This window comes from Pseudomonas sp. H3(2019) (assembly GCF_007713465.1).
In the GTDB taxonomy this organism is placed as follows: domain Bacteria; phylum Pseudomonadota; class Gammaproteobacteria; order Pseudomonadales; family Pseudomonadaceae; genus Aquipseudomonas.
The window spans coordinates 48,275-74,171 of the sequence record NZ_VMSG01000013.1 but is presented as its reverse complement, the minus strand read 5'-3'; the positions used below and the strand labels follow the sequence as shown (position 1 = coordinate 74,171).

Annotated in this window: 24 protein-coding genes; 6 read left to right on the top strand and 18 right to left on the bottom strand. The window is 58.6% G+C overall.

The window, feature by feature from the left end; all coding sequences use genetic code 11:
• Window positions 1-418: 418 nt before the first annotated feature.
• From FPT12_RS14740 to FPT12_RS14730, 3 genes are all read left to right on the top strand, one after another.
• Window positions 419-1,225, top strand: a complete 807-nt coding sequence (locus FPT12_RS14740) for a TatD family hydrolase (RefSeq protein ID WP_145016990.1) — start codon at window positions 419-421, stop codon at window positions 1,223-1,225.
• Between the two features lie 109 nt (window positions 1,226-1,334).
• A complete protein-coding gene (locus FPT12_RS14735; protein ID WP_145016988.1) occupies window positions 1,335-2,816 on the top strand; it encodes a methyl-accepting chemotaxis protein in 1,482 nt (493 codons plus the stop codon).
• A gap of 123 nt (window positions 2,817-2,939) precedes the next feature.
• On the top strand, window positions 2,940-3,302 hold the full coding sequence (locus FPT12_RS14730; protein ID WP_145016987.1) for an Mpo1-like protein: 363 nt from the start codon (window positions 2,940-2,942) through the stop codon (window positions 3,300-3,302).
• A gap of 5 nt (window positions 3,303-3,307) precedes the next feature.
• Here the strand turns inward: FPT12_RS14730 and FPT12_RS14725 are convergent, their stop codons facing one another.
• From FPT12_RS14725 to FPT12_RS14715, 3 genes are all read right to left on the bottom strand, one after another.
• Window positions 3,308-4,105, bottom strand: coding sequence for an acyl-CoA thioesterase II (locus FPT12_RS14725; RefSeq protein ID WP_145016985.1), 798 nt, complete (start codon window positions 4,103-4,105; stop codon window positions 3,308-3,310).
• Window positions 4,106-4,227: 122 nt separating this feature from the next.
• The gene (locus FPT12_RS14720; protein WP_145016983.1) at window positions 4,228-4,995 is read right to left on the bottom strand and encodes a CHAD domain-containing protein; all 768 of its coding nucleotides are present in this window, start codon (window positions 4,993-4,995) and stop codon (window positions 4,228-4,230) included.
• A 97-nt stretch (window positions 4,996-5,092) separates the two neighbouring features.
• A complete protein-coding gene (locus FPT12_RS14715) occupies window positions 5,093-5,371 on the bottom strand; it encodes a hypothetical protein (RefSeq protein WP_054596327.1) in 279 nt (92 codons plus the stop codon).
• A gap of 222 nt (window positions 5,372-5,593) precedes the next feature.
• Here FPT12_RS14715 and FPT12_RS14710 point away from each other — a divergent pair, with 222 nt between their 5' ends.
• Entirely contained in the window at window positions 5,594-6,631 is a 1,038-nt protein-coding gene (locus FPT12_RS14710) for a patatin-like phospholipase family protein (RefSeq protein ID WP_145016981.1), read from the top strand.
• 124 nt (window positions 6,632-6,755) lie between these two features.
• On the opposite strand, the gene FPT12_RS14705 is transcribed toward FPT12_RS14710, so the two are convergent.
• The 6 genes from FPT12_RS14705 to kdpF form a co-directional block, all read right to left on the bottom strand.
• Window positions 6,756-7,445: a response regulator gene (locus tag FPT12_RS14705; RefSeq protein WP_145016979.1), complete on the bottom strand. Its 690-nt coding sequence runs from the start codon at window positions 7,443-7,445 to the stop codon at window positions 6,756-6,758.
• A 48-nt stretch (window positions 7,446-7,493) separates the two neighbouring features.
• Entirely contained in the window at window positions 7,494-10,145 is a 2,652-nt protein-coding gene (locus FPT12_RS14700; protein ID WP_145016977.1) for a sensor histidine kinase KdpD, read from the bottom strand.
• A 139-nt stretch (window positions 10,146-10,284) separates the two neighbouring features.
• Entirely contained in the window at window positions 10,285-10,830 is a 546-nt protein-coding gene (kdpC, locus tag FPT12_RS14695; protein ID WP_123584126.1) for a potassium-transporting ATPase subunit KdpC, read from the bottom strand.
• 53 nt (window positions 10,831-10,883) lie between these two features.
• Window positions 10,884-12,962: a potassium-transporting ATPase subunit KdpB gene (gene kdpB / locus FPT12_RS14690; protein WP_145016975.1), complete on the bottom strand. Its 2,079-nt coding sequence runs from the start codon at window positions 12,960-12,962 to the stop codon at window positions 10,884-10,886.
• Between the two features lie 26 nt (window positions 12,963-12,988).
• Window positions 12,989-14,683, bottom strand: a complete 1,695-nt coding sequence (gene kdpA, locus FPT12_RS14685) for a potassium-transporting ATPase subunit KdpA (RefSeq protein WP_145016973.1) — start codon at window positions 14,681-14,683, stop codon at window positions 12,989-12,991.
• Window positions 14,684-14,691: 8 nt separating this feature from the next.
• The gene (gene kdpF / locus FPT12_RS14680) at window positions 14,692-14,781 is read right to left on the bottom strand and encodes a K(+)-transporting ATPase subunit F (protein WP_093421975.1); all 90 of its coding nucleotides are present in this window, start codon (window positions 14,779-14,781) and stop codon (window positions 14,692-14,694) included.
• A 341-nt stretch (window positions 14,782-15,122) separates the two neighbouring features.
• On the opposite strand from kdpF, the gene eat reads away from it, so the two are divergent.
• A complete protein-coding gene (gene eat, locus FPT12_RS14675; protein WP_145016971.1) occupies window positions 15,123-16,487 on the top strand; it encodes an ethanolamine permease in 1,365 nt (454 codons plus the stop codon).
• A 123-nt stretch (window positions 16,488-16,610) separates the two neighbouring features.
• The gene (locus FPT12_RS14670; RefSeq protein WP_071554261.1) at window positions 16,611-16,778 is read left to right on the top strand and encodes a DUF2897 family protein; all 168 of its coding nucleotides are present in this window, start codon (window positions 16,611-16,613) and stop codon (window positions 16,776-16,778) included.
• Window positions 16,779-16,867: 89 nt separating this feature from the next.
• On the opposite strand, the gene FPT12_RS14665 is transcribed toward FPT12_RS14670, so the two are convergent.
• The 9 genes from FPT12_RS14665 to FPT12_RS14625 form a co-directional block, all read right to left on the bottom strand.
• Entirely contained in the window at window positions 16,868-17,719 is an 852-nt protein-coding gene (locus tag FPT12_RS14665) for a DUF1989 domain-containing protein (protein WP_145016969.1), read from the bottom strand.
• A 15-nt stretch (window positions 17,720-17,734) separates the two neighbouring features.
• Complete coding sequence (locus FPT12_RS14660; RefSeq protein WP_145016967.1) at window positions 17,735-18,388, bottom strand: GntR family transcriptional regulator; 654 nt, start codon at window positions 18,386-18,388, stop codon at window positions 17,735-17,737.
• 81 nt (window positions 18,389-18,469) lie between these two features.
• On the bottom strand, window positions 18,470-19,264 hold the full coding sequence (locus tag FPT12_RS14655) for an SDR family oxidoreductase (protein WP_145016965.1): 795 nt from the start codon (window positions 19,262-19,264) through the stop codon (window positions 18,470-18,472).
• A 220-nt stretch (window positions 19,265-19,484) separates the two neighbouring features.
• On the bottom strand, window positions 19,485-19,820 hold the full coding sequence (locus tag FPT12_RS14650) for a helix-hairpin-helix domain-containing protein (RefSeq protein WP_145016963.1): 336 nt from the start codon (window positions 19,818-19,820) through the stop codon (window positions 19,485-19,487).
• Window positions 19,821-19,934: 114 nt separating this feature from the next.
• A complete protein-coding gene (locus FPT12_RS14645) occupies window positions 19,935-21,929 on the bottom strand; it encodes a nucleoside-diphosphate sugar epimerase/dehydratase (protein ID WP_145017151.1) in 1,995 nt (664 codons plus the stop codon).
• 109 nt (window positions 21,930-22,038) lie between these two features.
• Window positions 22,039-23,067 (bottom strand): glycosyltransferase family 4 protein, encoded by a 1,029-nt coding sequence (locus FPT12_RS14640; protein ID WP_145016961.1) that lies wholly within the window; start codon window positions 23,065-23,067, stop codon window positions 22,039-22,041.
• Entirely contained in the window at window positions 23,064-24,035 is a 972-nt protein-coding gene (locus tag FPT12_RS14635; protein WP_145016959.1) for an SDR family oxidoreductase, read from the bottom strand. Before FPT12_RS14635 ends, FPT12_RS14640 begins: the two co-directional genes overlap by 4 nt.
• Window positions 24,036-24,134: 99 nt before the next feature.
• A complete protein-coding gene (locus tag FPT12_RS14630; RefSeq protein ID WP_145017149.1) occupies window positions 24,135-25,202 on the bottom strand; it encodes a glycosyltransferase family 4 protein in 1,068 nt (355 codons plus the stop codon).
• 38 nt (window positions 25,203-25,240) lie between these two features.
• Complete coding sequence (locus FPT12_RS14625) at window positions 25,241-25,876, bottom strand: acetyltransferase (protein WP_145016957.1); 636 nt, start codon at window positions 25,874-25,876, stop codon at window positions 25,241-25,243.
• Window positions 25,877-25,897: the final 21 nt, after the last annotated feature.

Below are 25,897 nucleotides of genomic sequence, written 5' to 3'. Positions count from 1 at the left end.
GAGTGCGAAAGAGTGCAGCCGCGACGGCCAACTGGCTCGTCGAAGCTCTCTTCCGGCATCAAAAGACAGCTTTAACTCTTTGTAGTTCTTGGTTTTTATTATAAATCTACAGCTCTGGTATGCTTTCCGGCCTCAGGCCTAGGGTCTGTTGACGTTTGGTGACGACCGCGACGGATGCCCATTGGGTGCAGGGCAAGGCGCGAGGAACGTGATTTGGTTGTTCCAAATAAGTTCCGAGCAACGCAGCCCTGCACCCAATGGGCTCCGTCCCTTCGGGTTGCCGTGCTAACGTGCGCGAGGCTGCGTTGCGGGATTTGCCAAGGGAACAACCATTAGCGGCATCCCGCGCCTTGCCTCGCGCACGTTAGCACGGCAACGCGGTTCGCCACCAAACGTCAACAGACCCTAAGGTCACACCATGCAACTCATCGATATCGGCGTCAACCTGACCAACCCCAGTTTCGCCGACAAACACCAGGCAGTGCTCGACCGCGCCTATGCCGCTGGCGTCTGCCAATTGGTGCTGACCGGCACCAGCGTCGAGGGCAGCGAACAGGCCCTGGAGCTGTGCCAGCGACTGGACGAAACCGGGCAGCGGTTGTTCTCTACCGCCGGCATCCACCCGCATTCGGCCAGTGACTGGAATGCCGACAGCGCTCAGCGCTTGCGCAGTTTGCTCAAAGAGCCAAACGTGCGGGCGGTCGGCGAATGCGGGCTGGATTTCAATCGGGACTTCTCACCGCGTCCGCAACAGGAAAAAGTGCTCGAAGAGCATCTGGCAATGGCCGTCGAACTGCAACTGCCGGTATTCCTCCATGAACGCGACGCCAGCCAGCGCTTGCTGGAAATCCTGCGCGACTACCGCGACCAGCTACCGGCCGCCGTGGTGCATTGCTTTACCGGTGAGAAGCGGGCGCTGTTCAGCTACCTGGACCTCGACCTGCATATCGGCATCACCGGCTGGATCTGTGACGAACGCCGCGGCACTCACCTGCACCCGTTGGTCCGCGAGATCCCGCATGGGCGCTTGATGCTCGAAAGCGACGCACCGTACCTGTTGCCCCGCAGCCTGCGCCCCAAGCCCAAGAACGGGCGCAATGAACCGGCGTATCTGACCGAAGTGCTGCGAGAAGTGGCCTTGCATCGTGGCGAAAGCCTGGAAGACGTAGCCGCTCATAGCACCGCATGTGCGCGAGCGTTTTTCGGGTTGCCGTCGGTTGATTGAACCCGCCACACCTGGATCATCATTGATCCACATCAAAAAGCCCTTCGCTGAGTAGCGGCACAATACTGGCACCTTGCCAATACTGTTTCCGCTATCAGAGAAGACCTCCATGGGTGCCTGGCTTAGCAACATTTCGCTGAAATACAAATTCTGGGCGGTCAACGCGGTCGCCTTCGTCACCACCCTGCTGCTGGTGCTGTATGCCGTGCAACTGGAGCAACAAGCGCGCAGCCAGGCCTCACAGCAATCGGCTGTCGCTCAAGCGCGGCTGATCAGTGGCTGGCCGGTCGGCCAAGCCTTGCCTGAAGCCGAGCATTTTCTGAGCTTCAGCAAAGGCCAGATTCCCCTGCTGAACCAACAGCCATTGCCCGAGTTGAACAACGCCAACGGCTGGGTCGAAATCAATGACATGCCACTGTTTGGCGAGAATCCGTTGATCGGTGCCGAGGTGCTATCATGCGCCAACGGCGAGCAGATCGCCGTCCTGGCCTATGGCCCGAGCTTGAGCCAGGTGTTCGGCGAACGATTCGCCAACTACGCGGCCGCCGTATTCATCCTGATGCTGGCGATGCTTGGCGCCTCGCAACTGTTAATCCGTTTTCTCCTCGCCCAGCTCAACACCCTCAAGGATGTGATGCTCCACGTCGAAAAAACCGGCGACCTGTCCGCTCGCGTGCCGCTGTCTTGCACCGATGAAGTGGGGCAGATGGCCAGCGCGTTTAATGCCATGCAGGCCGGCTACCAGCGCGTGGTCAACACCGTGGCCAATACAGCCCGCCAACTGGATGTCGGCGCGGCGCGCCTGGCCGCCAGCATGAACGACGTACGCCACGGCATGCTCGGCCAACAAAGCGAAACCGATCAGGCCGCCACCGCCATCAATGAGATGTCGGCCACGGTCTATCACATCGCCCAGCATGCCGGCGCCACTCGCGACCTCTCGCAAACCGCCGACACCCTCGCCGGCAGTGGCCAGGAAGTGGTCAGCAGGGTACAACAGTCCATCGCCGGACTGTCCTCCGGGGTGCAGCAAACCGCCGAGATGATTCAGCGTCTCGCCGAAGACAGCCAGAAAATCAACGGCGTGGTCAGTGTAATTCACAGTATCGCCGAGCAAACCAACCTGCTGGCCCTGAACGCCGCCATCGAAGCCGCGCGCGCCGGGGAAATGGGCCGGGGCTTTGCGGTGGTCGCCGATGAGGTGCGCAATCTGGCCAAGCGTGTCCAGACTTCTACTGATGAAATCACCAGCATGATCTCGGCGCTGCAAGCCGGTACACGGGATGCGGTGGACTTCATGCAGGAAAGCTCGTTCAAGGCCGACGATTGTGTGCAGCAGGCTCAAGAAGCTGGCGCCGCACTGGCAGAGATCACCGGCGCAGTGGCGCAGATGCGCGAAAGCAACACGCAGATTGCCGTGGCGGCGGAACAGCAGAGCCAGGTGGCGGAAGAGATGAACCGCGCAGTGGTGAGCATCCGTGACGTCACCGTGAATACCGTGCAGCAGACCGTGGATTCGGCCACCACCAGCAATGAGCTGGCGACGCTGGCTGGCGAGTTAAGCAAGGCGATCGGGCAATTGAAGCTTTGAGGGCCCGTCAATATCAATGTTGGCCATGACACTATCGCGCTGATAGCCAACCTTGATTCGCCGCCTGCCATTGTCCCACCTATCCTTCAACCATGTGTTCAACACGGATCGAGGATTACCCACATGGGCAAACGTCACCCCAACCTTCCCGCATGGCAATGGCGTGCATACCCGCAAAACCACCAGCACCCGACCAATCTGGTGTTGCACCTGATTGCCGTGCCGCTGTTCATCGTGGCGTTTCTGCTGATCGTTTCCGGGGTATTCAGCTTGAGTGTTCTGAACGTGGCCATCGGGGTCGTCGGTCTGCTCGCCGCGCTTGGCTTGCAACGCCACGGTCACAGCCTGGAGGCGCAAGCCTCCGAACCGTTCAGTGATCGCAAAGATGCGGTGTCGCGCTTGCTGGTCGAGCAATTCCTGACATTCCCACGGTTTGTCCTCAGCGGCGGCTGGTGGCGCGCCTGGCGCAAACGCCATCACCGCTAAAGGTCTCACGCGAAAATAGTCACCGTCTGCCGGCTCAGCGCAATCAACTGCCCTTCGGCACTCCAGAGCGCAGCGGCGGCGTGGCCGTAACCGTCACGGGCATGTTCGATTTCCACACGATATTTGCACCAGTCCAGCGTGCTCAACGCCTGCAACGGCTGAACGAATTCGATGGTCCAGGTCAGGGTGCTGCCCGCTGCCGGTTTTTTCAGGTGCGGCAACAATGCCGGAGGCCAGGCATCCACCAGCGCCAGAATGTGCGCCTCAGTGACTGGCTCTTCCTTGACGTCGCCACGCAAGCGAACCCAGCCGCCCATCTCCCGGGATTTATTACCGGTGAACGGCAAACCGCCGACACTCCAACGCATTGCCAAATGGCGCATGAACTCGGGTGTAACACCATTGATATAGGGCAGTTCCTGGCAATCGTCCCAGTGTTTCATTTCGGGCGCGGGCGCAGCCACCACTTCGACTTCGGAAGGTCGGGAAGCGCCAAAGCTGCCCTGAACCAGGGTCACCACCTGACCGTTCTGCACGGCTCGTCCCAGCACCTGGCTGACCGCCTTGCCTTCGCGCAGCACATCCACTTCAAAACTGATGGGGACACCGGGCTCGGCCGGGCCGACAAAGGTGATCGCCAATGAACGCACCGGGCGATCCGCCGGGACTTTCGCGCGCATGGCTTCGTACTGTAAAGCGGCGACCAGACCGCCGAAACTGGCGCGACCCTGGGCCCATTCCGCCGGAATAGACAGCTCATGCGGCGAACGGCGCACGGCGTCGAGCAAATCGGAAAAAAGCATGGAAACCTCAAGGCTGGGAAAGGATCGAAGGATCTTAACCAGCCAGCAGCGCCTGTACAGCACCTATTCCGGCCAAAGACGCTGACAGATAGGCCGCCATCGGCGATGGAAGGCAATCCGCGTCAGGGTTTGAAGCAAGCCGATATGAGTTTGTCGAGCACCCGATCGGCGCGACCTTCAGCCTTGGTCATGGTGGTTCGCCAGACGGCCACGCAAGGCAGCAAGTCAGGCTCGTGCTCGGCACGGGCCAACCATTGCCAGCAATCGTGCCAGTTGCCGAGCGCTTCCTGTGCCGACTTGAGGCGTGGCATGGCCGCTTCGGGCAAGCGATCCAGTTCCGGGTAGGCTTCAATCGCATAGCGCACGCGTTTGATCAACAGACGCAGGCGATGGCGGTCATGCGCGGGATCATGCAGGGCCACATCCAGCGCTTTCCATTGTTTGGCCAGGCGTTTCTCGATGCGCGCACGCAAGCCCTTGAGCAAGCCTTGACGCTGGGAAGCGCGCAAAAAACGCGGAAAAGCGTCGAGAATCATCAACAGTTGCGCCAGTTCCGGGCTGTCGGCCACGGCAGGATAGGCCTGTGCCATTTGCACCATCCGGCGCTTGGCCGCGTCCGCTTGACCGTGTGCCAGCAAGTACGCCGCCAGCACTTCACGGTCGCGCAGCGGCGTGGTCAGGCCTCCGACACCCGCCGCTGCCGCTTCGAGCTGTTCGACACCGGGCAAACCGCGCAATGGTCGCAGCAGACTGCGCAGACGGCGAACCGTCGTGCGCAAGTCATGCAGCGCTTCCGCGTCGGTACTGGCGCTCAAGCGCGCCTGGCAGGCCAGCAAACGCACTTCCAGCCCCACCACCTTGGCCACCAACCGATTCACCAACGCAGACATCGCTCTCTCCCAAGTCGACAAGCAGCATCAGATCGCAAGTTCACGCTCATGCTGGCGGTAAAACCGGGTGCCGACATTGCGTCAGATCATTGTGAATTCAACGCCCTGCGCGGGATTCGCGAATATAGAAGCGTGCTTTCTCGGCTTTTTTAGTGCAGCCCTCGTAGGCCTCGAACTGCTGCTGGGTCTTGGCCCCGGTCAGCAGCGAAAGCGCCTTGGAGTAACTCACGGTACCCGCGAAACCTTCGGCCTTGGCGATGTCCAGCTCCTGCCAGGCGGCGTCCAGTTGACTACCGCAACTGTCGCGGTAAGCAGATTTTCCTGCGCAACCGGCAAGCACCAACGCGATCAATGGCAGACAGATCCAGGCTTTCATCAATGATTCCTCAAGGTATAAAAAACAATCGTGCAGGTAAGACGGCCAATGCCACAAAAAGTGCCTTGGTCCACCCATTGAAACTATAGCGCCCGCGAGAATACTCATGTGCCGTTATTGAGTATCGAAAAAACGACAGTAACGCCGTCTCAGAGTCAGCATGATTGAAGCACGCCCCCCATTGGGTGCATTGTTGAAGCCTGTTTGATGAAGGGGCGAGTCATGAAAAAGCGTGTCGCACTGGTGCTGGGCTCAGGTGGCGCCCGAGGCTATGCCCATATCGGCGTTATCCAGGAAATCGAAAGGCGCGGTTATGACATTGCCTGTATCGCTGGTTGCTCCATGGGCGCCGTGGTCGGCGGTATCTACGCCGCCGGCAAACTCAACGATTACCGCGACTGGATCGAGAGCCTGGATTACCTTGATGTACTGCGCCTGGTGGACGTGAGCTTTCGTCTTGGGGCGATACGCGGCGAGAAAGTCTTCGGGCAGATCCGCAAGATCGTTGGCGAGATCAACATCGAAGACCTGCGCATCCCCTACACGGCCGTCGCCACCGACCTGACCAACCAGCAGGAAATCTGGTTCCAGGAAGGCTGCCTGCACCAGGCGATGCGCGCCTCGGCGGCGATCCCCAGCCTGTTCACGCCGGTCATGCAGGGCAATCGCATGCTGGTCGACGGCGGCCTGCTCAATCCCCTGCCGATTGTTCCGGTGGTCTCGAGCCACTGCGACCTGATCATTGCGGTCAACCTCAACGCGACCAACCAGCGGCACTATCAGTTGCCAGTGATCCAGCGCCCTGCCGCGTTCAAAAGCCGCTTCGACAACCTGCTCAACTCGCTCGGTTCACGCCTGCCGTTCCGCCGCAAACAGGCCGAACAATTGCTGCTTCTGGAACAGGAGGCGCTGCGCAGTGAAGCCGCCGAAATCAACCCCTGGATCGAATCCGCCGAGCCCGAAGCGCAACAACCCGCTGCCGCCCCGGAAGGCGACGGGGCGCCGAAATCGGCCACGGGCTCATTCATTATCGACAACGTTGGCCCGGCCTCTTTGCTGGATTTGATCAACCAAAGCTTCGAGGTGATGCAAACGTCATTGGCGCAATACAAGATCGCCGGTTATCCACCGGACATCCTGATCAACGTGCCAAAGCGGGTTTGCCGGTTTTTCGAGTTCTACAAAGCCCCGGAGCTGATCGCGCTGGGACGGGAGATTGCCCGGGATACGCTGGATCGGTATGAGAATGAGCGGGATTGAAACCCCACCTCGTTTCTCGTTCCCACGCTCTGCGTGGGAATGCCGCCACGGACGCTCTGCGTCCGCTGTGACGCAGAGCGTCACGGGATGTATTCCCACGCAGAGCGTGGGAACAATCAATCGATCAGGTATCAAGCAGCCGATACCCCACCCCCGCCTCGGTCAGGATAAACCTCGGCCGGGTCGGGTCATCCGCCAGTTTCTGGCGCAAATGCCCGACCACAATCCGCAGGTAGTGACTGTCTTCGGTGTGGGTCGGCCCCCAGATGTCCTTGAGTAACTGCTGCTGGGTGATGACCCGCCCGGCGTGGCGCGCCAGTTGCGCCAGCACCGAGTACTCCTTGCGGGTCAGCGCCACTTCGGCACCGTCCAGCAATACCCGCCGGTACGCCAGATCGACCGTCAACGGGCCGAACTTGAGCGCCGCTTCCTGGGCTTCTCCTGTTGGAGCCTGCCGCAACAAGGCGCGGATCCGCGCCAGAAACTCCTGAATGCCGAACGGCTTGGTCACGTAGTCGTTGGCGCCGCCATCCAGCGCTTCGACTTTCTGTCCTTCGCTGGCGCGTACCGACAGGACCAGCACCGGCACCGTCGACCATTCACGGAATTCGCGCAGCACCTGCTGGCCATCCATGTCGGGCAGACCGAGGTCAAGTACCAGCAAATCCGGCTTGTTCAGCGCGGCCTGGGCCAGGCCCTCGGTGCCGGTGCCAGCCTCAAGCACTTTGTAGCCCTGGGAGGCCAGGCTGATGCGCAGGAATTTGCGGATCTGCGGTTCATCGTCAATGACCAAAATGGTCGCGGTCTGGCTCATGGTTTCAAATCAGGCAAAGTAAGTGGCGAGAGAGTAGCGCAGGCAGCGTCAGGCTTCACTTTCAAACCCCGGTTGCTCCTGCAATGGCAAGTGGATGGTGATGCAGGTGCCGCGCCCGTCGATGCCATCAGCGACGCTGATCCGGCCGCCATGGGCGCCGACCATGCCCTGACAGATCGCCAGACCGAGCCCGGTGCCCTGCCCGCCCCGATCGCCACGGGCGGCGGTGTAGAACATGTCGAAGATCTTCGCACGCTCGTCCTCGGGAATGCCCGGGCCCTCGTCGCTCACGGAAAAAAACAGCTCGCTGTCAGTGGCACCGGCATTCAGCTGCAAACGGCCATGAGCCGGCGAAAAGCGTGCGGCGTTTTCCAGCACATTCACCAGTGCCTGCTCGATCAATGCTGCATGCACATAGAGCAACGGTAACGCGCCCGGCACATCGGTGCTCACCTGCAACGGCGCCAGCACTGCGCGCAAACGGTTGAGCGAACTGCCGACGATATCCGCTGGCGACACCCAGTCCCGCGCCAGCTTCAAGGCGCCGTGGCCAAGGCGCGTCATATCCAGCAGGTTCTGGATATAGCGATCGAGCCGTTCGGCTTCATCGCGGGTGCCTTCCAGCAACTCACGGCGATCCTCCAGCGGGATCGCCTCGCCCAGCGCCAGCAAGCTGTCGATACTGCCGCGCATGGACGTGAGAGGTGTGCGCAAATCATGGGACACCGAGGCCAGCAATGCGCTGCGCAATTGCTCGGTTTCACCGTGCAAACGTGCCGCCTCAAGGTCGTCGGCCAACTGCGCACGGGCCAGCGCTTGAGCCAGCGGCTGACTTAATGCGGTCAGCAAGCGCCGTCGCTGACCACTGAGCTGCTGCCCCTCTTTCGGGCAAACGCCGAGCAAGCCCAGCGGCCCGTCTTCGACCGACAACGGCCACCACCACCAGCGACCGAACGGTAACGTGCCGGTGCCCATGCCGGCCGGCTGATCGTGCTGCCAGGCCCAGTCGGCGGCAGCCCGCTCGGCTTCGGAAAACTGCAACGGACCACCGGTCTCGACCTTCCAGCCGCCCTGCCCGTCACGGTTAACCAGACACAACTGCAGATCGTTCCAGCCAAACAAGTGCTGCGCCGCCGCGCTGATCACTGCCTGCCGGTCGGTGGCAGCGGTGAGTTTGCGCGACAGGTCGAGCAGTTCGCTGGTTTCTTGCTGAGTGTCGCGCAAGGCTTCCAGCTGTCGCCGCTGGCGAGCAGCGAGGTTACCGGTGAGCGCGGCCATCAGCAGGAAAAACAGCAGCGTCAGCACGTCTTCTTCACGCTGAATTGCAAAGGAGAAGGTCGGCGGAATGAACAAGAAATCGTAGGTCAGAAATGACAACGCCGCACACGCCAGCGCCGGCCCGAGGCTGCTGCGTACCGCCACCAGCAACACCGCCGCGAGGAACACCAGCGAGATGTTCGGCAACGGCAAGATACTCGACACCGCCCAGGCCAGACCGCTGGCCAATATCGTCGCCAACAGCGCCAGCACATAGTCGAACCAGACCAACGAATGCGCCAAACGCTGACGCGGTTGATGCTGTTGTTCATCGCTGTCGAGAACGTTTATTTCCAGGCCTCGGGCATTGCGCAACAAGCGTGAGGCCAACCCGCCACCGAACAGTCGACGACGCCAACGCTGACGCGATTGACCGACCAGCAGCAGGCTGGCACGGCGTTCGGTGGCGTGTTGAATCAGGGTTTTCGCCACTTCGCCAGCGCGCAGCAGCACCACTTCGCCGCCCAGCCGTTCAGCCAATTGTTGAGCGCTTTGCAGGCGCAAACGCGATTGCTCGTCGCGCACACTGCCGTTGTCCACATGCACCAGACTCCACGGCAAATGCCGACGCTGCGCGACCCGACTAGCGTGACGCACCAGACGCTCGGCCTGGGCGTCGCCATCGACCCCCACCAGCAAGCGACCGCGCACGGCCGGCGCCGCCTGGCCCAACTGTCGGTAGCCGCGACTGAGGTCATCATCGACCTGCGCCGCCGCGGTTTGCATCGCCAGTTCGCGCAGTGCCGTGAGATTGGTTTGGGTGAAGAACGCATCGATCGCTGCTCGCGCCTGCTCCGGCACATAAACCTTGCCATCACGCAGCCGCTCGAGCAGCTCGCGTGGCGGCAGGTCGATCAACAGCAGTTCGTAGGCTTCTTGCAGCACCCAGTCAGGCAAGGTTTCGCGCACTTGCACGCCGGTGATCCCGCGCACCTGATCGTTAAGGCTTTCCAGGTGCTGGACGTTGACCGTGGTGAACACGTCGATGCCTGCTGACAACAACTCCTGAATATCCTGCCAACGCTTGGCGTGGCGACTGCCGGGGGCGTTGCTGTGAGCCAGTTCGTCGACCAGCACCAGTTTCGGCTTGGCCTTGAGCAGGCCATCGAGGTCCATTTCCTCGAGCATCACGCCACGGTATTCCGAGCGCACCAACGGCAACTGCGGCAAGCCGCCGAGCAGCGCTTCGGTTTCCGCCCGACCGTGGGTTTCCACCACCCCGGCCATGACTTTCACGCCTTGGCGCAGCTGAGTGTGGGCGGCTTGCAACATGGCGTAGGTTTTACCGACGCCAGGAGCGGCGCCGAGAAAAACCTTGAGCCGGCCACGGCCATCGCGGGGCAAATCTGCTAACAGTGCGTCGGCGCGGCCGGAGTCGCTCATTGGGGTCTCTTTTTTCAGATTGATCGTTCCCACGCTCTGCGTGGGAATGCAGCCCGGGACGCTCCGCGTCCCAGCCAAAGCGGACGCAGAGCGTCCAGTGATACATTCCCACGCAGAGCGTGGGAATGATCTTGTGTTTCTACAGTTTTTCCAGCGCGATGTTCAATTCCAGCACATTCACCACCGGCGGTCCTACCAGCGGCTGCTCGATGTGTGCATTCATCAACTGCTCGACCGTCGATATCGGCAGGTTGCGCGCCGCCGCAACCCGCGACAGTTGATAGGCAATTGCCGCCGGAGGCAAGTGTGGATCGAGGCCACTGCCAGAGGTGGTCAGCAACGCCAACGGCACCGGCCCCTGGCCTGGCACCAGCAGCTTGTTGGCATCGTCGATCACCCGGGTTGCCAGCGCCGGATTACTCGGTGCCAGGTTGCTCGCACTGCTCGATACGGTCGCAAATGCGCCCGCCGATGGCCGTGGATGGAACCACGCATCACCGACAAAATCCTGGGCAATCAGGGACGAACCGCGCACCTTGCCATCGGCGTCACGCACCAGGCTGCCGTTGGCCTGATCAGGGAACGCAACCTGAGCGACACCAGTTACCACCAGTGGATAAGCGACGCCGGTGATCAGGGTCATCAGAACAAGCAGGCTCAAGGCCGGACGGATCATAGTGGACATTTCAAAACCCTCAATTCAGATGAACGCCGCGCCCGGGGCGCGGCGTGCAGCGGTTACACCAGATGCAGCGCAGTCAGCAGCATGTCGATCAGCTTGATGCCCACGAACGGCACCACGATGCCGCCCACGCCGTAGATCAACAGGTTACGCCGCAGCAGGTGTGCAGCGCTCGCGGCCTGGACACGTACCCCGCGCAGGGCCAGCGGAATCAGCCCGACAATGATCAAGGCGTTGAAGACGATGGCCGAGAGAATCGCGCTCTGCGGACTGGCCAGGTGCATGATGTTCAGCACGCCCAGTTGCGGGTAGATCGAGGCAAACAGCGCCGGCAGGATGGCGAAGTACTTGGCCACGTCGTTGGCGATGGAAAACGTCGTCAGCGCGCCGCGAGTCACCAGCAACTCTTTACCGATCTGCACCACGTCCAGCAGCTTGGTCGGGTCGCTGTCGAGGTCGACCATGTTCGCCGCTTCGCGTGCGGCCTGCGTCCCGTCGTTCATTGCCATGCCGACGTCAGCCTGGGCCAGTGCTGGCGCGTCGTTGGCGCCATCACCGCACATGGCGACCAGACGACCGTCGTTCTGCTCGTGACGAATCCGGGCGAGTTTCTTCTCCGGCGTCGCTTCGGCCAACACGTCATCGACACCGGCTTCAGCGGCAATCGCCGCCGCGGTCAGCGGATTGTCGCCGGTCACCATCACCGTGCGAATCCCCAGCTTGCGCAGCTCGGCAAAACGCTCGCGAATGCCGGGCTTGACCACGTCCTTGAGGTGGATCGCACCGAGCAACTTACCCTCGGCACACACCAGCAATGGCGTACCGCCGCTTTGGGCAATCTTGTCGATTTCCCGGGACATCGGCGGCAGTATCTCGGCACGAGTCAGGCCGATGAAGGCCAGCACCGAATCCACCGCGCCCTTGCGGTAGACACGGCCCTGATAGTCAACGCCGGACAAGCGGGTTTCGGCAGTGAACGGCACAACGGTCAGCACCTCGGCGGACGGTTCGGCCTGTGGATAAAGTCCACGCAGGTACTCGACGATCGACTTGCCTTCGGCCGTGTCGTCGGCCAGCGAAGCGAACAGCGCACCTTCCGCCAGCTCCTTGGCACTGACACCCGGCGCTGCATAGATCGCGGTGCAGCGACGATTACCGAAGGTGATGGTGCCGGTCTTGTCCAGCAGCAACACATGCACGTCACCCGCCGCCTCTACCGCACGGCCGGATTTGGCGATCACGTTCAACCGCACCAGACGGTCCATGCCAGCGATACCGATGGCCGACAACAAACCGCCAATCGTGGTGGGGATCAGCGTTACCAGCAGCGCCACCAGGAACACCAGCGGCAGGTTGCCGTTGGCGAAGTGGGCGAACGGCTGCAAGGTCACGACCACCACCAGGAAGATCATGGTCAGGCCGATCAGCAGGATATCCAGCGCCACTTCGTTCGGGGTTTTCTGGCGCTTGGCGCCTTCAACCAGCGCGATCATGCGATCCAGCGTCGACTCACCGGGGTTGGCGGTGATGCGCACCAGCAACCAGTCGGACACCAGTCGAGTGTTGCCGGTGACCGCCGAACGATCACCACCGGATTCGCGAATCACTGGCGCGGACTCACCGGTAATCGCCGCTTCGTTGACGGCGGCAATACCTTCGATCACCTCGCCGTCACCGGGAATCATCTCGCCGGCTTCAACGCGAACCACATCGCCTTTGCGCAGGCTGACCGCTGGCACTACCTGAAAGCTGCCATCGGCTTTTTTACGCCGAGCGCTCAGACCTTCGCTGCCGGCCTTGAGGCTGTCGGCGCGGGCCTTGCCGCGACCTTCGGCCAGGGCTTCGGCGAAGTTCGCGAACAACACGGTGAACCACAGCCACAAGGCAATTTGCGCCGCCACAAAAGTCGGCACTGCCGGATCTGGAATCACGCACAATACGGTGGTGAGGATCGCGGTCAGTTCGACCACCAGCATCACCGGCGAGCGCTTCAACTGCCGTGGGTCGAGCTTGACGAAGGCTTGCACCAGCGCCGGCCGCCACAGGGCCGAGATCGCGGTTTTCGGTTGCTCGACGGGTTGAGCCGGCACAGCCTGTGGTGCGGTTTTTTTCGATACACGAACGGGCATATTCATCATTAGCTCCTCAGAAGAGAATGGGCTCAGAAGCCCATGCTCAAATGTTCAGCGATAGGCCCCAACGCCAGGGTCGGCAGGAAGGTCAGGCCACCCACCAGCAAAATGGTCACCGTCAGCAACGTCACGAACAGCGGGCCATGAGTCGGGAAGCTGTTCTGGCCAATCGGTGCGGTTTTCTTCATCGCCAGGCTGCCGGCCAGGGCCAGTACCGGGAGGATGTAACCGAAGCGTCCGATCAACATGCCCAGCCCCAACATCAGGTTATGGAAGGGCGTGTTGGCGTTCAGCCCCCCGAATGCCGAACCGTTGTTGGCGCTGGCAGAGGTGTAGGCGTACAGCAGTTGACTGAAACCGTGGGGACCGGGGTTGCTGATGGTTGCCGCAGGGCCAGGCAGGCTCGCCGCAATGGCACCCAGCACCAGTACGCCGACCGGCATCACCAGCAAGGTGACGACCAGCAACTGGACTTCCTTGGCTTGCAGTTTCTTGCCGAGGTATTCCGGTGTACGTCCGATCATCAGACCGGCGAGGAACACCGCGATCAGCACGTTGAGCAACATGCCGTAGAGGCCGGCGCCGACGCCACCGAAGATCACTTCGCCGACCATCATGTTGATCAGCGCGACCATGCCGCTCAGCGGGTTGAGGCTGTCGTGCATGCCGTTGACCGAACCGTTGGAGGCCGCCGTGGTGGTCACCGACCAGAGTACGGTGGCGGTGGTGCCGAAACGTGCTTCCTTGCCTTCCAGCGGTGCAGTCTGTTCGACTGCAACGTTATTCAGGCTCGGGTTCGGCTGGTATTCAGCCCACAGCGACACCGCGCCACCGATCAGGAACAGCGCGAGCATGCAGGCGATGATCGCCCGGCTCTGACGCAGGTCCTTGACGTAATGACCGAAGGTGAACACCAGCGCCACCGGGATCAGGATGATCGAGGTCACTTCGAACAGGTTGCTCCAGGCCGTCGGGTTCTCGAACGGGTGCGCCGAGTTGACGCCGAAGAAGCCACCGCCGTTGGTACCCAATTGCTTGATCGCAATCTGGCTGGCTGCCGGACCCAGTGGGATCACTTGATCCACGCCCTGCATCGTCAGCGCATTCACGTAATGAGCGAAGGTTTGTGGTACGCCCTGCCAAACCAGATACAGCGCCAGCAGCAGGCATATCGGCAACAGGCCGTAGAGGGTGGCACGGGTCATGTCGACCCAGAAGTTACCGAGGGTTTGCGCCGACTTGCGACCGATGCCGCGACACAAGGCAACCAGAACAGCCAGGCCGGTGGCGGCGCTGACGAAGTTCTGCACGGTGAGGCCGATCATCTGGCTCAGGTAGCTCAGGGACGCTTCACCGCTGTAGGACTGCCAGTTGGTGTTGGTCATGAAGCTGACGGCGGTGTTGAACGCCTGTGTCCACTCCTGCCCCGGCAGGTTCTGCGGGTTGAGTGGCAAGTAGTCCTGAAACAACAGGATCGCGAACAACAGCAAAAAGCCCGCGAGGTTGAACGCGAGCAACGCCAGGGTGTATTTCTGCCAACTCTGTTCGCTCTGCGGGTCGACCCCGGCCACGCGATAACAGCCGCGTTCCACGGGCCCGAGGATCGGCGTCAGCCAGGTGCGCTGGCCTTCCATCACCTTGTAGTAGAACCTTCCCAGGAATGGTGCCGGAATCAGCACTACGGCGAAGAAGGCGAGGATCAGCCAATAGTCATAACTGTGCATAGCTGCTCCTAGTTCTGATCCGCGCGTAACAGCGCAACCAGTAGATAAATGAACAGTCCCACCGCCAACAGCAGGGACACCCCGTCCAGAACACTCATGGAATTTCTCCGTCGTACGGCGATTGCCGCGTGTGGCGCAATTGTCCGCAGGAAGGCTGTAAAGGAACGAGAGCGAGGGGTTGGGCGAGGCATAAAGAAAGCGTAAAGAGTGGCTTTATGGCTTTGTTACAGCGGTGTCTGGGCGGGCGTCATCGCGAGCAAGCTCGCAATGACGGCAGAACAGGCACCCACGCCCCCAACTGGCGCACAAAAAGCACATACTCAGCCGCGAACATCCCCGATACGACAGCTTTCTGTGCTTTACGACGTCCAAAGCCGACATGGCACGCCCACTGCACACGCCCTCTCCGGGCTTTTCCAAATCGCAGCGGGAGAAACGCATGAACACACAACTCAAACCGACGTTGGGCACGCTGCATTTATGGGGGATCGCTGTCGGGCTGGTCATTTCCGGCGAGTACTTTGGCTGGAGTTACGGCTGGGGCGTAGCCGGGACTCTCGGCTTTCTGGTGACCTCGTTCATGGTCGCGACCATGTACACCTGCTTCATTTTCAGCTTCACCGAACTGACGACAGCGATCCCGCACGCAGGTGGCCCTTTCGCCTACAGTCGCCGCGCCTTCGGTGAAAAAGGTGGACTGATCGCCGGCCTGGCGACGCTGATCGAGTTCGTCTTTGCACCGCCGGCCATTGCCCTGGCCATTGGCGCCTACTTGAATGTGCAGTTCCCCGCCCTTGACCCGAAACATGCGGCGGTCGGCGCGTACATCGTATTCATGGGCCTGAACATCCTTGGCGTAAAACTGGCGGCAACCTTCGAACTGGTGGTGTGTGTACTGGCAGTCATCGAGTTGCTGGTATTCATGGGCGTGGTCGCCCCGGCGTTCAGCTTCAGCCATTTCGCCCTTAATGGTTGGGCCGGCTCCGATGCGTTCGGCGCACCGGCCATCGCCGGGATGTTCGCGGCAATCCCCTTCGCGATCTGGTTCTTCCTCGCCATCGAAGGCGCGGCCATGGCCGCCGAAGAAGCCAAGGACCCGAAACGGACGATTCCCAAGGCCTACATCAGCGGCATTCTGACCTTGGTGTTGCTGGCCATGGGTGTGATGTTCTTTGCCGGTGGCGTGGGTGACTGGCGGAGCCTGGCGAACATCAACGACCCGTTGCCGCAAGCGATGAAAGCCGTGGTCGGCGAAAGCTCCGGCTGGCTGCACATGCTGGTGTGGATTGGCCTGTTCGGGCTGGTGGCGAGTTTCCACGGGATCATCCTTGGCTATTCGCGACAGTTCTTCGCCCTCGCCCGTGCCGGCTACCTGCCGGCCTACCTGGCCAAGCTGTCACGCTTCCAGACACCGCACCGGGCAATCATCGCTGGCGGCCTGATCGGTATCGCGGCCATCTACAGCGACGGCTTGATCAACCTGGGTGGCATGACCCTGACCGCCGCGATGATCACCATGGCGGTATTCGGCGCTATCGTGATGTACATCATGAGCATGCTCAGCCTGTTCAAACTGCGTAAAACCGAACCGAACCTGGAACGGACTTTCCGTGCGCCCGGCTACCCACTGGTACCGGCGACTGCCCTGGCATTGGCGGTGGTCTGCCTGGTGGCGATGGCCTGGTTCAACGCGCTGATCGGGGCGATCTTCCTCGGCTTCATGGCGGTCGGTTTTGTCTACTTCCTGCTGACTGCCCAGCTGCGTGCCGACGCCCCGGCCGATGCGATGCTGACCGGACTTTGATGAGGTGACCCAGGCAGAACAGGCCTAGAATGGAACCACTGAGAAACGCTGTGACTCAAAGTGGATAGGCACGGCGTTGACGCGAAACCGTTCGCGTCAAAACCTGCTCTTAAGGAGAACCCTATGCCTTGGTATGCCTGGTTGATTCTGGTAGTTGCTATCGGATCGATCGTCGGTGGCTTGATGATGCTGCGCGACACCGCGAACAAAGTGGAATTGACCGATGAGCAACGTAAACGCGTCGCTGAGCGCAACGCGGAAATGGACGCCAAGGACGCTCAGGATCGTTGATTAAACCCCGCCATTATTGGCAGGGTTTGTTTTAGCCTCTACGCAAGTACCTGTGGTGAGGGGGGCAAGCCCCCTCGTCACACTTTCTTCTACGCCTCCCAAGCCGCCTTGGCGATGTGCAAACCATGCAGGCCTTTATAGGCCGCCCGCTCAGGCTGGCTCCAGCCTTCGAGCAACGTCGGCTCCAAACGATAGATTTCCACGCCCAACGGCCGGCAGACACTTAACGGGTCCTGCGCATTCGGCCCCCACATCGGCAGCGACAAATCGCCCCCCGGGCAGGTCGACAATGCACACAGCAGATCGATCTCGGCGAAGAACTCCAGGTAATCGCCCTTCTGCGCCGGGCAGGCCTTCATGAAGTACATATCGTCGTGGTTGAGCCCCGTGCACTGAAAGATGTTCAGCACGTCATGCACGTCGAACTCGGTCAGACCGTGAGGTAACACGGCGCGGGTCAGGTTCGAATGGCAGTGGTGATGGAAATCCTCGCCAGTGAGCATTTTGTTCACATAGGGATCGCAACGCGTGCCCAGCAGATCGTGCAAACGTCCGCCGTGTTCGTCGATGCCATAGTTGGCCAGACTGTCGTCGGTGATGGTCACCAGCGGTCGCAGAAAGGGCAGGTTCGACCAGAGCCGGTCATGGGTGCTGACGTGAGCGCCCTGCAATTGCCGGGTCCGTGCAGCCCACAGCCGTTCGCGCGGGTCGTTGGCATTCCAGACGTTGAAGTCCCCCACTTGCGGACCCACTGGTGTAGTCACGCGGAACACATGCCCCGCCGGTACATGCCAGGCGCGTCCGGTGCGAATCGGCACTTCGAATTGCTCAATCAGCGTGCGCCCGGCCGGTGTATCGCGGATCCGCTCGTAGAAGGCTTTATCGACCTGCAACGCCGAGCCCTTACTGACCTGATAAGCCGCAGGATAGTCTTTATACATGGCATGAGTCCTCGATCAATGACAGGAAGGATGGTTGAACAACTCAAGCAATTGCTGTTCGGAATCGTCGAGATAGTCGCTCAAGGCGTCGTAAGCGCCAGACTTGTCGCCTTCGACCAGCAAGTCGTGAATGTGCCGATCACGCTCAAGCCAGGGCGTCTGGAAGCGAGACTCGTCAGGCGCCGCACTGAACACCAGGCGCAGTTGCGCAACGACATTGGTAAAGAACTCATCGAACAGCGGGCTGCGTAACAAACCGACAATGTGTTGATGAAAACGCAGGCTGTGGGTACCGACAGCCCGCCAGTCTTCACGCTCGCGGGCCAGCTGCGCGGCTTCAATGGCTTCGATCATGTGATCGGATTGATATTCGCGCAGCGGTCGGCTGGCGCTGATGGCCTGTAACTCCAGCGTGCGTCGGACCTGAAACAGGTCGCGCACCTGATCGGCGCCGAGCTGACGAACCATCACGCCTTTATTTCGGACATAAAAGGTCAGGCCTTCCTGCCCCAAGCGGTGCAGCGCTTCGCGGATGGTATTGCGCGAGGCGTTGTAGGCAATCACCAGATCGCCCTCAACCAACGCCCGGCCCGGCAGCAAACGACCACCAATGATGTCGGCGCGCAACTCCAGTGTGATGTGGTCAGCCAGGGACAGTCCGCTACTCATACTCATCGCCTCAGGATTGTTCAACAATCATCAGCCAATGAGTAATCACTATTCGTGCCAGTTACCAGGTGAAGAACACCTCTACCGGTAGCGCGAAGCCGCAGCACTCTTCGACAGGTTCGGCCCTAGCGCGTGGCGTGCGGTAACAAAAGCATTCCAGTCTGCGGCATCGGGTAGCGAAGGAATAGTGATCAACTCACCCTGATCGAATCCGGACAATGCCGCATCGACCATCTCCCCTGCTTCCATCACCATTTCTGCCGGGATAGCGCTGGCATCAATCCCTGAACGCTCCCAGATTTCGGTGCGTGTCACTCCTGGCAACACCGCCTGAACCTGCACGCCCGAACCACTCAGTTCAGCATTCAGCGACTGAGTGAGGCTCAGCACGTAAGCTTTGGTCGCACTATAAGTCGCATTGAAACGCTCGGGAATCAGCGCTACCACCGACGCCAGATTGATGATCGAACCACGCCCGACCGCCGAAAAGTTCGCGGCTGCCGCAGCCGCCAAACGTGTCACCGCCACCACATTGAGCTGAATCATCCGCTCTAGCTGATCCGTGTTCGCACTGGCCAGAGAGCCATCCGCGGCGATACCCGCGTTGTTCAGTAGCAGACTGATGCCGGAATCACTGCGCAGACGCTGCTCGACAGCCAATAAATCAGCCTTGAGCGTGAGGTCCGCCTTCAATACCTCGATCTGCACGCCATGCTCGGCCCGCAACCTTATTGCGGCGGTCTGGAGACGTTGCTCATCGCGAGCCACCAACAACAAGTCAAAACCACGCGCCGCCAACCGCTCAGCATAGATCGCACCAATACCGGATGAAGCGCCGGTGATCAGAGCAATACCTTTGGACTGAATGGAATTCATAGCTACGCTCCTGGGAGATGGCTCAAGGATGTTGAATGCCCAGATTCGGGGAACCTGTATGGGCGATGGTTTTATTATAGGCATAATCCATAAAAAATATGACAGCCGTAATTTTTCTATCCAGACAAAAGGCGGAATTGCTCCGCCTCTCTGGAGGAACCGAACCTCGGAAACAAAAAAGGCCGGTCAACGACCGGCCTCTGGCACTAGCTTCTACGAATCAGTTCACCCCAAGCTTGTCGCGGTTCTTGTCCAGAATCGCCTTGCCGATGCCCTTGACCTCCAACAACTCATCCACTGACGCAAACGGCCCATTACTCTCACGATACGCAACAATCGCCTTGGCCTTGGCCTCACCTACCCCGGTGAGTTCCCGCTGCAGTGTGGTTGCATCCGCGGCATTGAGATCGACTTTTGCAACTTCCCCGGAGGGTGCAATCTGCACTTCCAATGGCGCGGTTACGGCCTCGACTTTGACCGCCGGCGCTGCAACAGCAGCAATAGAGGCGCTGGTCAGCAGGGCAAAAACCAGAGAGTAGAAATAGCCTGTACGCATAAGTGACGCTCCATGACATCGATAAGTAAGAAGCAGCTTTTCCGAAGCTGCCTCCCAAACCTAGGTCATGCTGTGAGCCTGTCAAAAATGTATCGGTTACAGGGTGTGTAACAATCAGGGCTCGAGGCGGCGTTGCTGGTAGATCCAGTCGACGATATCGCCGTCGGGGGTGTAGCCACTGACAGTTTCGCGTAACAACTGACGAACCCGTGAGTAGTCATCCCGCTCAACAGCTCCGAGTAGCTCGGTCAGCCGCGTCTTGAGCACGTCCCAAGGCAGATGATCTTCATTGGCACTCATGATCATTGGGTGCTGAGTCGCCGCGACGTTATCGCCGATCAATAACTCTTCGTAAAGCTTCTCGCCAGGGCGCAGGCCCGTAAATTCGATGGCGATGTCGCCTTGAGGATTCCTGTCCGAGCGCACACTCAAACCGGACAGGTGAATCATTTTTTCCGCCAGTTCGACAATCTTCACCGGCTCACCCATGTCCAGTACGAACACGTCACCACCCTGCCCCATCGAGCCGGCCTGAATCACCAGTTGTGCTGCTTCGGGAATGGTCATGAAGTAACGCGTGATCTTCGGGTGAGTGACGGTCAATGGTCCACCCGACTTGATCTGGCTATGGAACAACGGGATCACCGAACCGGAGGAGCCCAGCACATTACCAAAGCGCACCATCGTGAAGCGGGTCTTGTTGACGCGCGATACATTGGCCTTGTCACCCAGCAATACCGGCGCAATCTCGCGACTGAGTGCCTGCAGCGTCATTTCGGCCAAACGCTTGGTACTGCCCATCACATTGGTCGGACGCACGGCTTTGTCGGTGGAGATCAGCACAAAGTTGGCAACACCTGATTGCAAGGCGGCTTGTGCGGTATTGAGCGTACCCATCGCATTGTTCAACACGCCTTCGGCGATATTGTGCTCGACCATCGGCACATGCTTGTAGGCCGCCGCGTGGTAAACCGTGTCCACCTTCCAGGTTTTCATCACATCCAGGAGCTTGTCCTGATGCCGGATAGAACCGAGGATAGGCAGCAGACGAACAGACAGGGATTCACGACTGGCTCGTTTCTCCAACTCGGAAAGAATGCTGTAAAGATTGAACTCGCTGTGCTCAAACAGGATTAGCGTCGTAGGACCAAGAGAAAAAATTTGTCGACAAAGCTCCGCGCCGATAGAACCGCCCGCACCGGTCACCATGACCGTTTTGCGCTTGATACAACGCTCCAGCAAATCAGGCTGAGCCGGTACCGAGTCACGCCCCAGCAAGTCGGCAATGTCGACTTCCTGAATATCCTCGACCTTCACCCGACCACTGGCCAGGTCAGTGAAATTCGGAACGCTACGTATGTGAAGCGGGAAGCCTTCCAGAAGATTCAGAATTTCCCTACGTCGTGCTCGCGTGGATGACGGCAGCGCCAGAAGAATTTCCTGCGCGCCGGTGACATCGATCATCTGCTGAATATGCTTGGGCTTGTAGACCTGCAGGCCTGAAATAGAGCGATCCGCGATACTCGCATCGTCATCGATGAAGGCCACAGGCCGCATCACCCGCCCCATGCGAAGCGCAGCGACAAGCTGATTGCCCGCGACACCTGCACCGTAGATAGCAACTTTGGTCAAGCCGTCATCACGATTGGTGAACGGTACGTGCTGAGCAGCAGTGAACCAGTCCCCCATGAAATACTGGCGCATGCACAGGCGTAGGCCTCCGATGATGACCAAGCTGAGCCACCAGTAGTTAAAGATGATAGAGCGCGGCACCACGGTTTGGTGATTACTGTACCAATAGACAACCACTGCCAGAATCAGCGATGACAGACTGACAGCCTTGACGATAGCAATGAGGGCTTCGTTGCCAAAATAGCGCATGACTGCACGGTACATGCCGAAGCGGATAAAGAGAGGGATGGCGATCACTGGTGCGCAAGCAAAAAGCCAGAAGTGGACCTTGAAAGGGTTGTACATATCGTCGATGCCCAGACGCACGATAAAAGCCAACCACAAGGCGACCCAGACCAGAACGGTGTCTGTGGCAACCTGTATCAACCTTTTTTGGCGCCGGGGGAGCCCTACCAGATATGCTCTGATTTTATCCATAAACCCTTCAAACACCTCAGTTCTCTCCCTTCAACTACCCAATCCCCAAAGTGAAACCTCAAAGACGCTTCGCGATCACTTTAAACCTAAATGACAGAGTAATTGTCGCTTAGTTCTTCACCGCCGGGACTTCCAGATCTCCGGCGCGAAACTTGACCGCCAGCACAAGCAAGGGTGCGTAAGCCAGAATCACCCCCAAGGCACCGTCCAGACCATAGCGTGTCACACACACGGCAATGGGCAACAACCAGAATAGATTGATCAGGCCAACAGCAAGGGTAACGGGCAGATGCCTGCCAAAATGGCGAGAGGCAAACTGATAAGCATGACTGCGATGCGCTTCGTAGACCTTGTCCCCCCTGAGCAATCGGCGAAACAGCGTGAATGTCGCATCGACGATAAACACCCCAAGCAAAATCAGCCACGCCCAAAGCATCGGTGCACTAACCCACGCAGCTTGTAGAGAAAACCCGCCCAGCACGATGCCGAGAAACCCGCTGCCGGCATCGCCCATGAAAATCCGCGCAGGGGGGAAGTTCCAGTAAAGAAAGCCAGCGACCGCAATGGCCAATAACAATGGAGCCCAAATTAGACTCTCAAGTCCCGCCATCCAGTAGATAAGACAGGCACCGAGGCAAACACAGATAGCCTCAAGGCTGGCGATACCATCAATACCGTCCATGAAGTTGTAGAGATTAAGCAACCACACCAGATAAAACAGTGCCAGAACATGCCCCAGCCATCCCAGGTTGAGCGAGATGCCACCCAATTCGACAGCAGGCAAGCCGCCGAGCCAGAACAGCAACCACCCTGCTGCACCAAAGTGCCCTAACAAGCGCCAGCGGGCTGCAATGTGCCCATGGTCATCCATGAAGCCGATAACCGCGATCGCAGCTCCAGCACCGGCAATCGCCAGGAAATCCGACGAAGAAATGATCCCGGCAAAAAACAAAAGTCCCAGCGCCAACAGAACCCCCAGAACGATCGCCACACCACCACCACGTGGCGTGGGAACCGAGTGAGAGCTTCGGGCATTGGGAATGTCCATCAGGCTTCGGGACAACGCATATTTACGCAATGCCGCTGTCAGCAAAAACGAGACGCCGGCAATGACCGGAATGAACCACCCGTAACTCATGATCTTCGAGCATCCAGAAAGTGTTGAGCCGTCAGGTTCAGGGCATCATCAAGACTGACTGGCGGAGTCCAGCCCAGTAGCTGTTGATTTTTGCTGATATCAACCTGCAAGGACCCGAAAAGACGTTGAGCAAGGGCCTGCTTGCTCAGCATAGTTGCCACTGCGCTCATTAACCAAACGGGCACGGGCATTAGACGGGCCGATTTCCCCAGACACCTGGCAAGCTTACGCAACAGCTCAGAAGTAGAAACATCGTCACCGTCGCTCGCCAGAAATGTTTGGTTGGCTGCGGCTGGATGATCGAGGCAGGTCACTACGAAATCTACAAGATTATCCAGGAAGATCAGACTACGACGATTCCGAACAACACCAAAAGGCAACGGTATACCTCTATAAAGCCAGCGCATCATACTCAGAAAATTAGCTTTTACGCCGGGGCCATAGACAAGGACGGGACGAATAACCACTGTCTCCATACCGGTAGCTGTCGCAAGAGCTCTCAAACCCTGCTCCGCCTCAAGCTTGGAGATGCCATATGGATCCTTGGGAGCCGGAACATCATCTGCAGTGTAAGGCTCCCCCGTCAACGTACCTTCTCCGTTTACCTTGATAGAACTGATGAAGATGAAGCGTTTGACTCCGGCGTCGGCGGCCTGTCGAGCGAGATTCAAAGTACCCTCGACATTCACTTTACGAAACGCAGCAAGGGCATCAGGAGCCTGCTCGCGCATCACATGAACCCTGGCGGCAGCGTGCACCACAATGTCTACGTTATCGAGTATCTTTTTCCAGTTGGTTTGACCATCAATATCGGAAATTTTTATGGTTTTCACCCCCTCGGGCAGATCCTTGCTGAGCGCTCTGAGAGGCACTACGAGATAGAATGCCTCCATCAATGCAAGACGCTGAACAATAGCTTTTCCTAAAAAGCCGGAACCACCAGTAACTAGAATAGACTTGGGGATCATCTTGAAACTCGAGGGTGTGTAGATGAGAAGCAACGCAAACAGCGCTGATAGTTAAACAAAAGGCTCAAAACACCTACCGCATTCAGAGCCGCTTTCGATTCACCTCAACAAAGAACGATAAACCTCTGCGTAAGAGTCAACCATTCGTTCTGCTGTAAATACCTGTTCGAAACGCAATGCGGCCCGGTGCCCCATTGCACTACTCTCTTCAGGATTTTCCCATAACCTGATCATTGCCTGCGCCAGTGCACCTGAATCGCTGGGGGGAACGACCAGTCCTGTCTCACCGGCAATATTTATGTAAGTCGTGCCTGTGCCGATCTCGCAGGAAATAAGGGGCTTACCAAACATGGCAGCTTCAAGAAGTGAAATACCAAATGCTTCAGAACGAAGATGAGAGGGAAACACCAGGCCATAGCACAGCATTAACAATGCAATTTTATCATCGTCGGGCAAGCCGCCAAGAAAATATATATTGGAAAGACCCAATTTTCTGGCCTTAGCCTTCAGCTCGGCCTCCATCGGTCCCTGCCCCAAAATAACGATCGGAAACCGAGCCGTACGAGCCGCCTCAAGTAGATAATCCAATCCCTTATAGTAGCGTAGAGCGCCAATAAAAAGAAAAAAGCGCGGGGGTAATTTCTCTTTCCAATAGCTCAACTTTTCCGATGAAACAGGCGGATAAGTATTCCGATCCAAGCCAATAGGAATAACCGTGACTTTGTCCTTAAACCTTTGGAGCGTCGGGCTACTCTCTACATACTTTGGAGATGACGCAACAATACGATCTACGCTGCCCAAAAAGCCGTGCATCAACGGCTGATACAACTTCAACAGCGTCTTTTGCTTAACAATATCCGAGTGATAACTAACAACCGTGGGCTTACGTACACGCGACACAAAATGAACTACATCCATGAACGGCCATGGAAAATGATAGTTGATGATGTCGGCCTCCCTGGCCAACTCGGAAAAGTCCTTAAAGGCTGACAACGAAAAGCCAGTGGAGGCTAAATGCAGGTCTAGCTTTGACGTGTGAGCCAAGTGCTCACCAACCTTTACGTTACGTGCAGCCCCTTGTGCGCTCAGAGAAAGTACTTGCGCAGTAATCCCATGTTCTCTTCCCCCTTCCGCAAGCTGAAAGATGACTTGTTCAACCCCCCCCATGGTTTGCGGATAATAGGTTTTAAAGAAATGGAGAACTTTCAATTCTGTATTTTCCCTATCACTTTTTTCGCCGGCACGCCAACATAAACTCCCGGCTCTTCCAGATCACGATGTGCGCAGGCGCCTGCTCCCAACGTGACACCATCGGAGAGACGAATACCGTCAATAACAGTCGAGCCAGCGCCAATGAAGCAAAGACGTCCGATACGGGATCTTCCCGCCACAGCTGCTTTTATAGAAACATGAGTAAAGTCATCTACGACGCATTCATGCTCAATAATGGCTCCTGTATTTACAATACAACCTCTCCCAACAGAGGCCATAGGGCCAATATGAGCATGATGCGCTACTAGGGTTCCGAGACCAACCGTAGCACCAAAACCTATCGTCGCGGCCGGAGAGATAAGCGTGGCCAGAGGCCAGCCACGCTCAATGATCCAGTCACATTGATCTTGACGTTTATTGTTGTCACCCGCTCCAGGCATAACCACCCAACCTTCAGGGAGCGCACCGTGCCAATCTGTTTTCACTGGAAATTCACCCAAACATTCGTTTGGGCGAGCATTACTATCTATGAAACAAAGAGTTTTAAATCCCGACGCCAACGCCACATCCGCCACACTACGAGCATGACCGCCAAACCCGAGAATAAGCAGACCTGATACTTGGACCATCAAAAAAACCTCCGACAAACT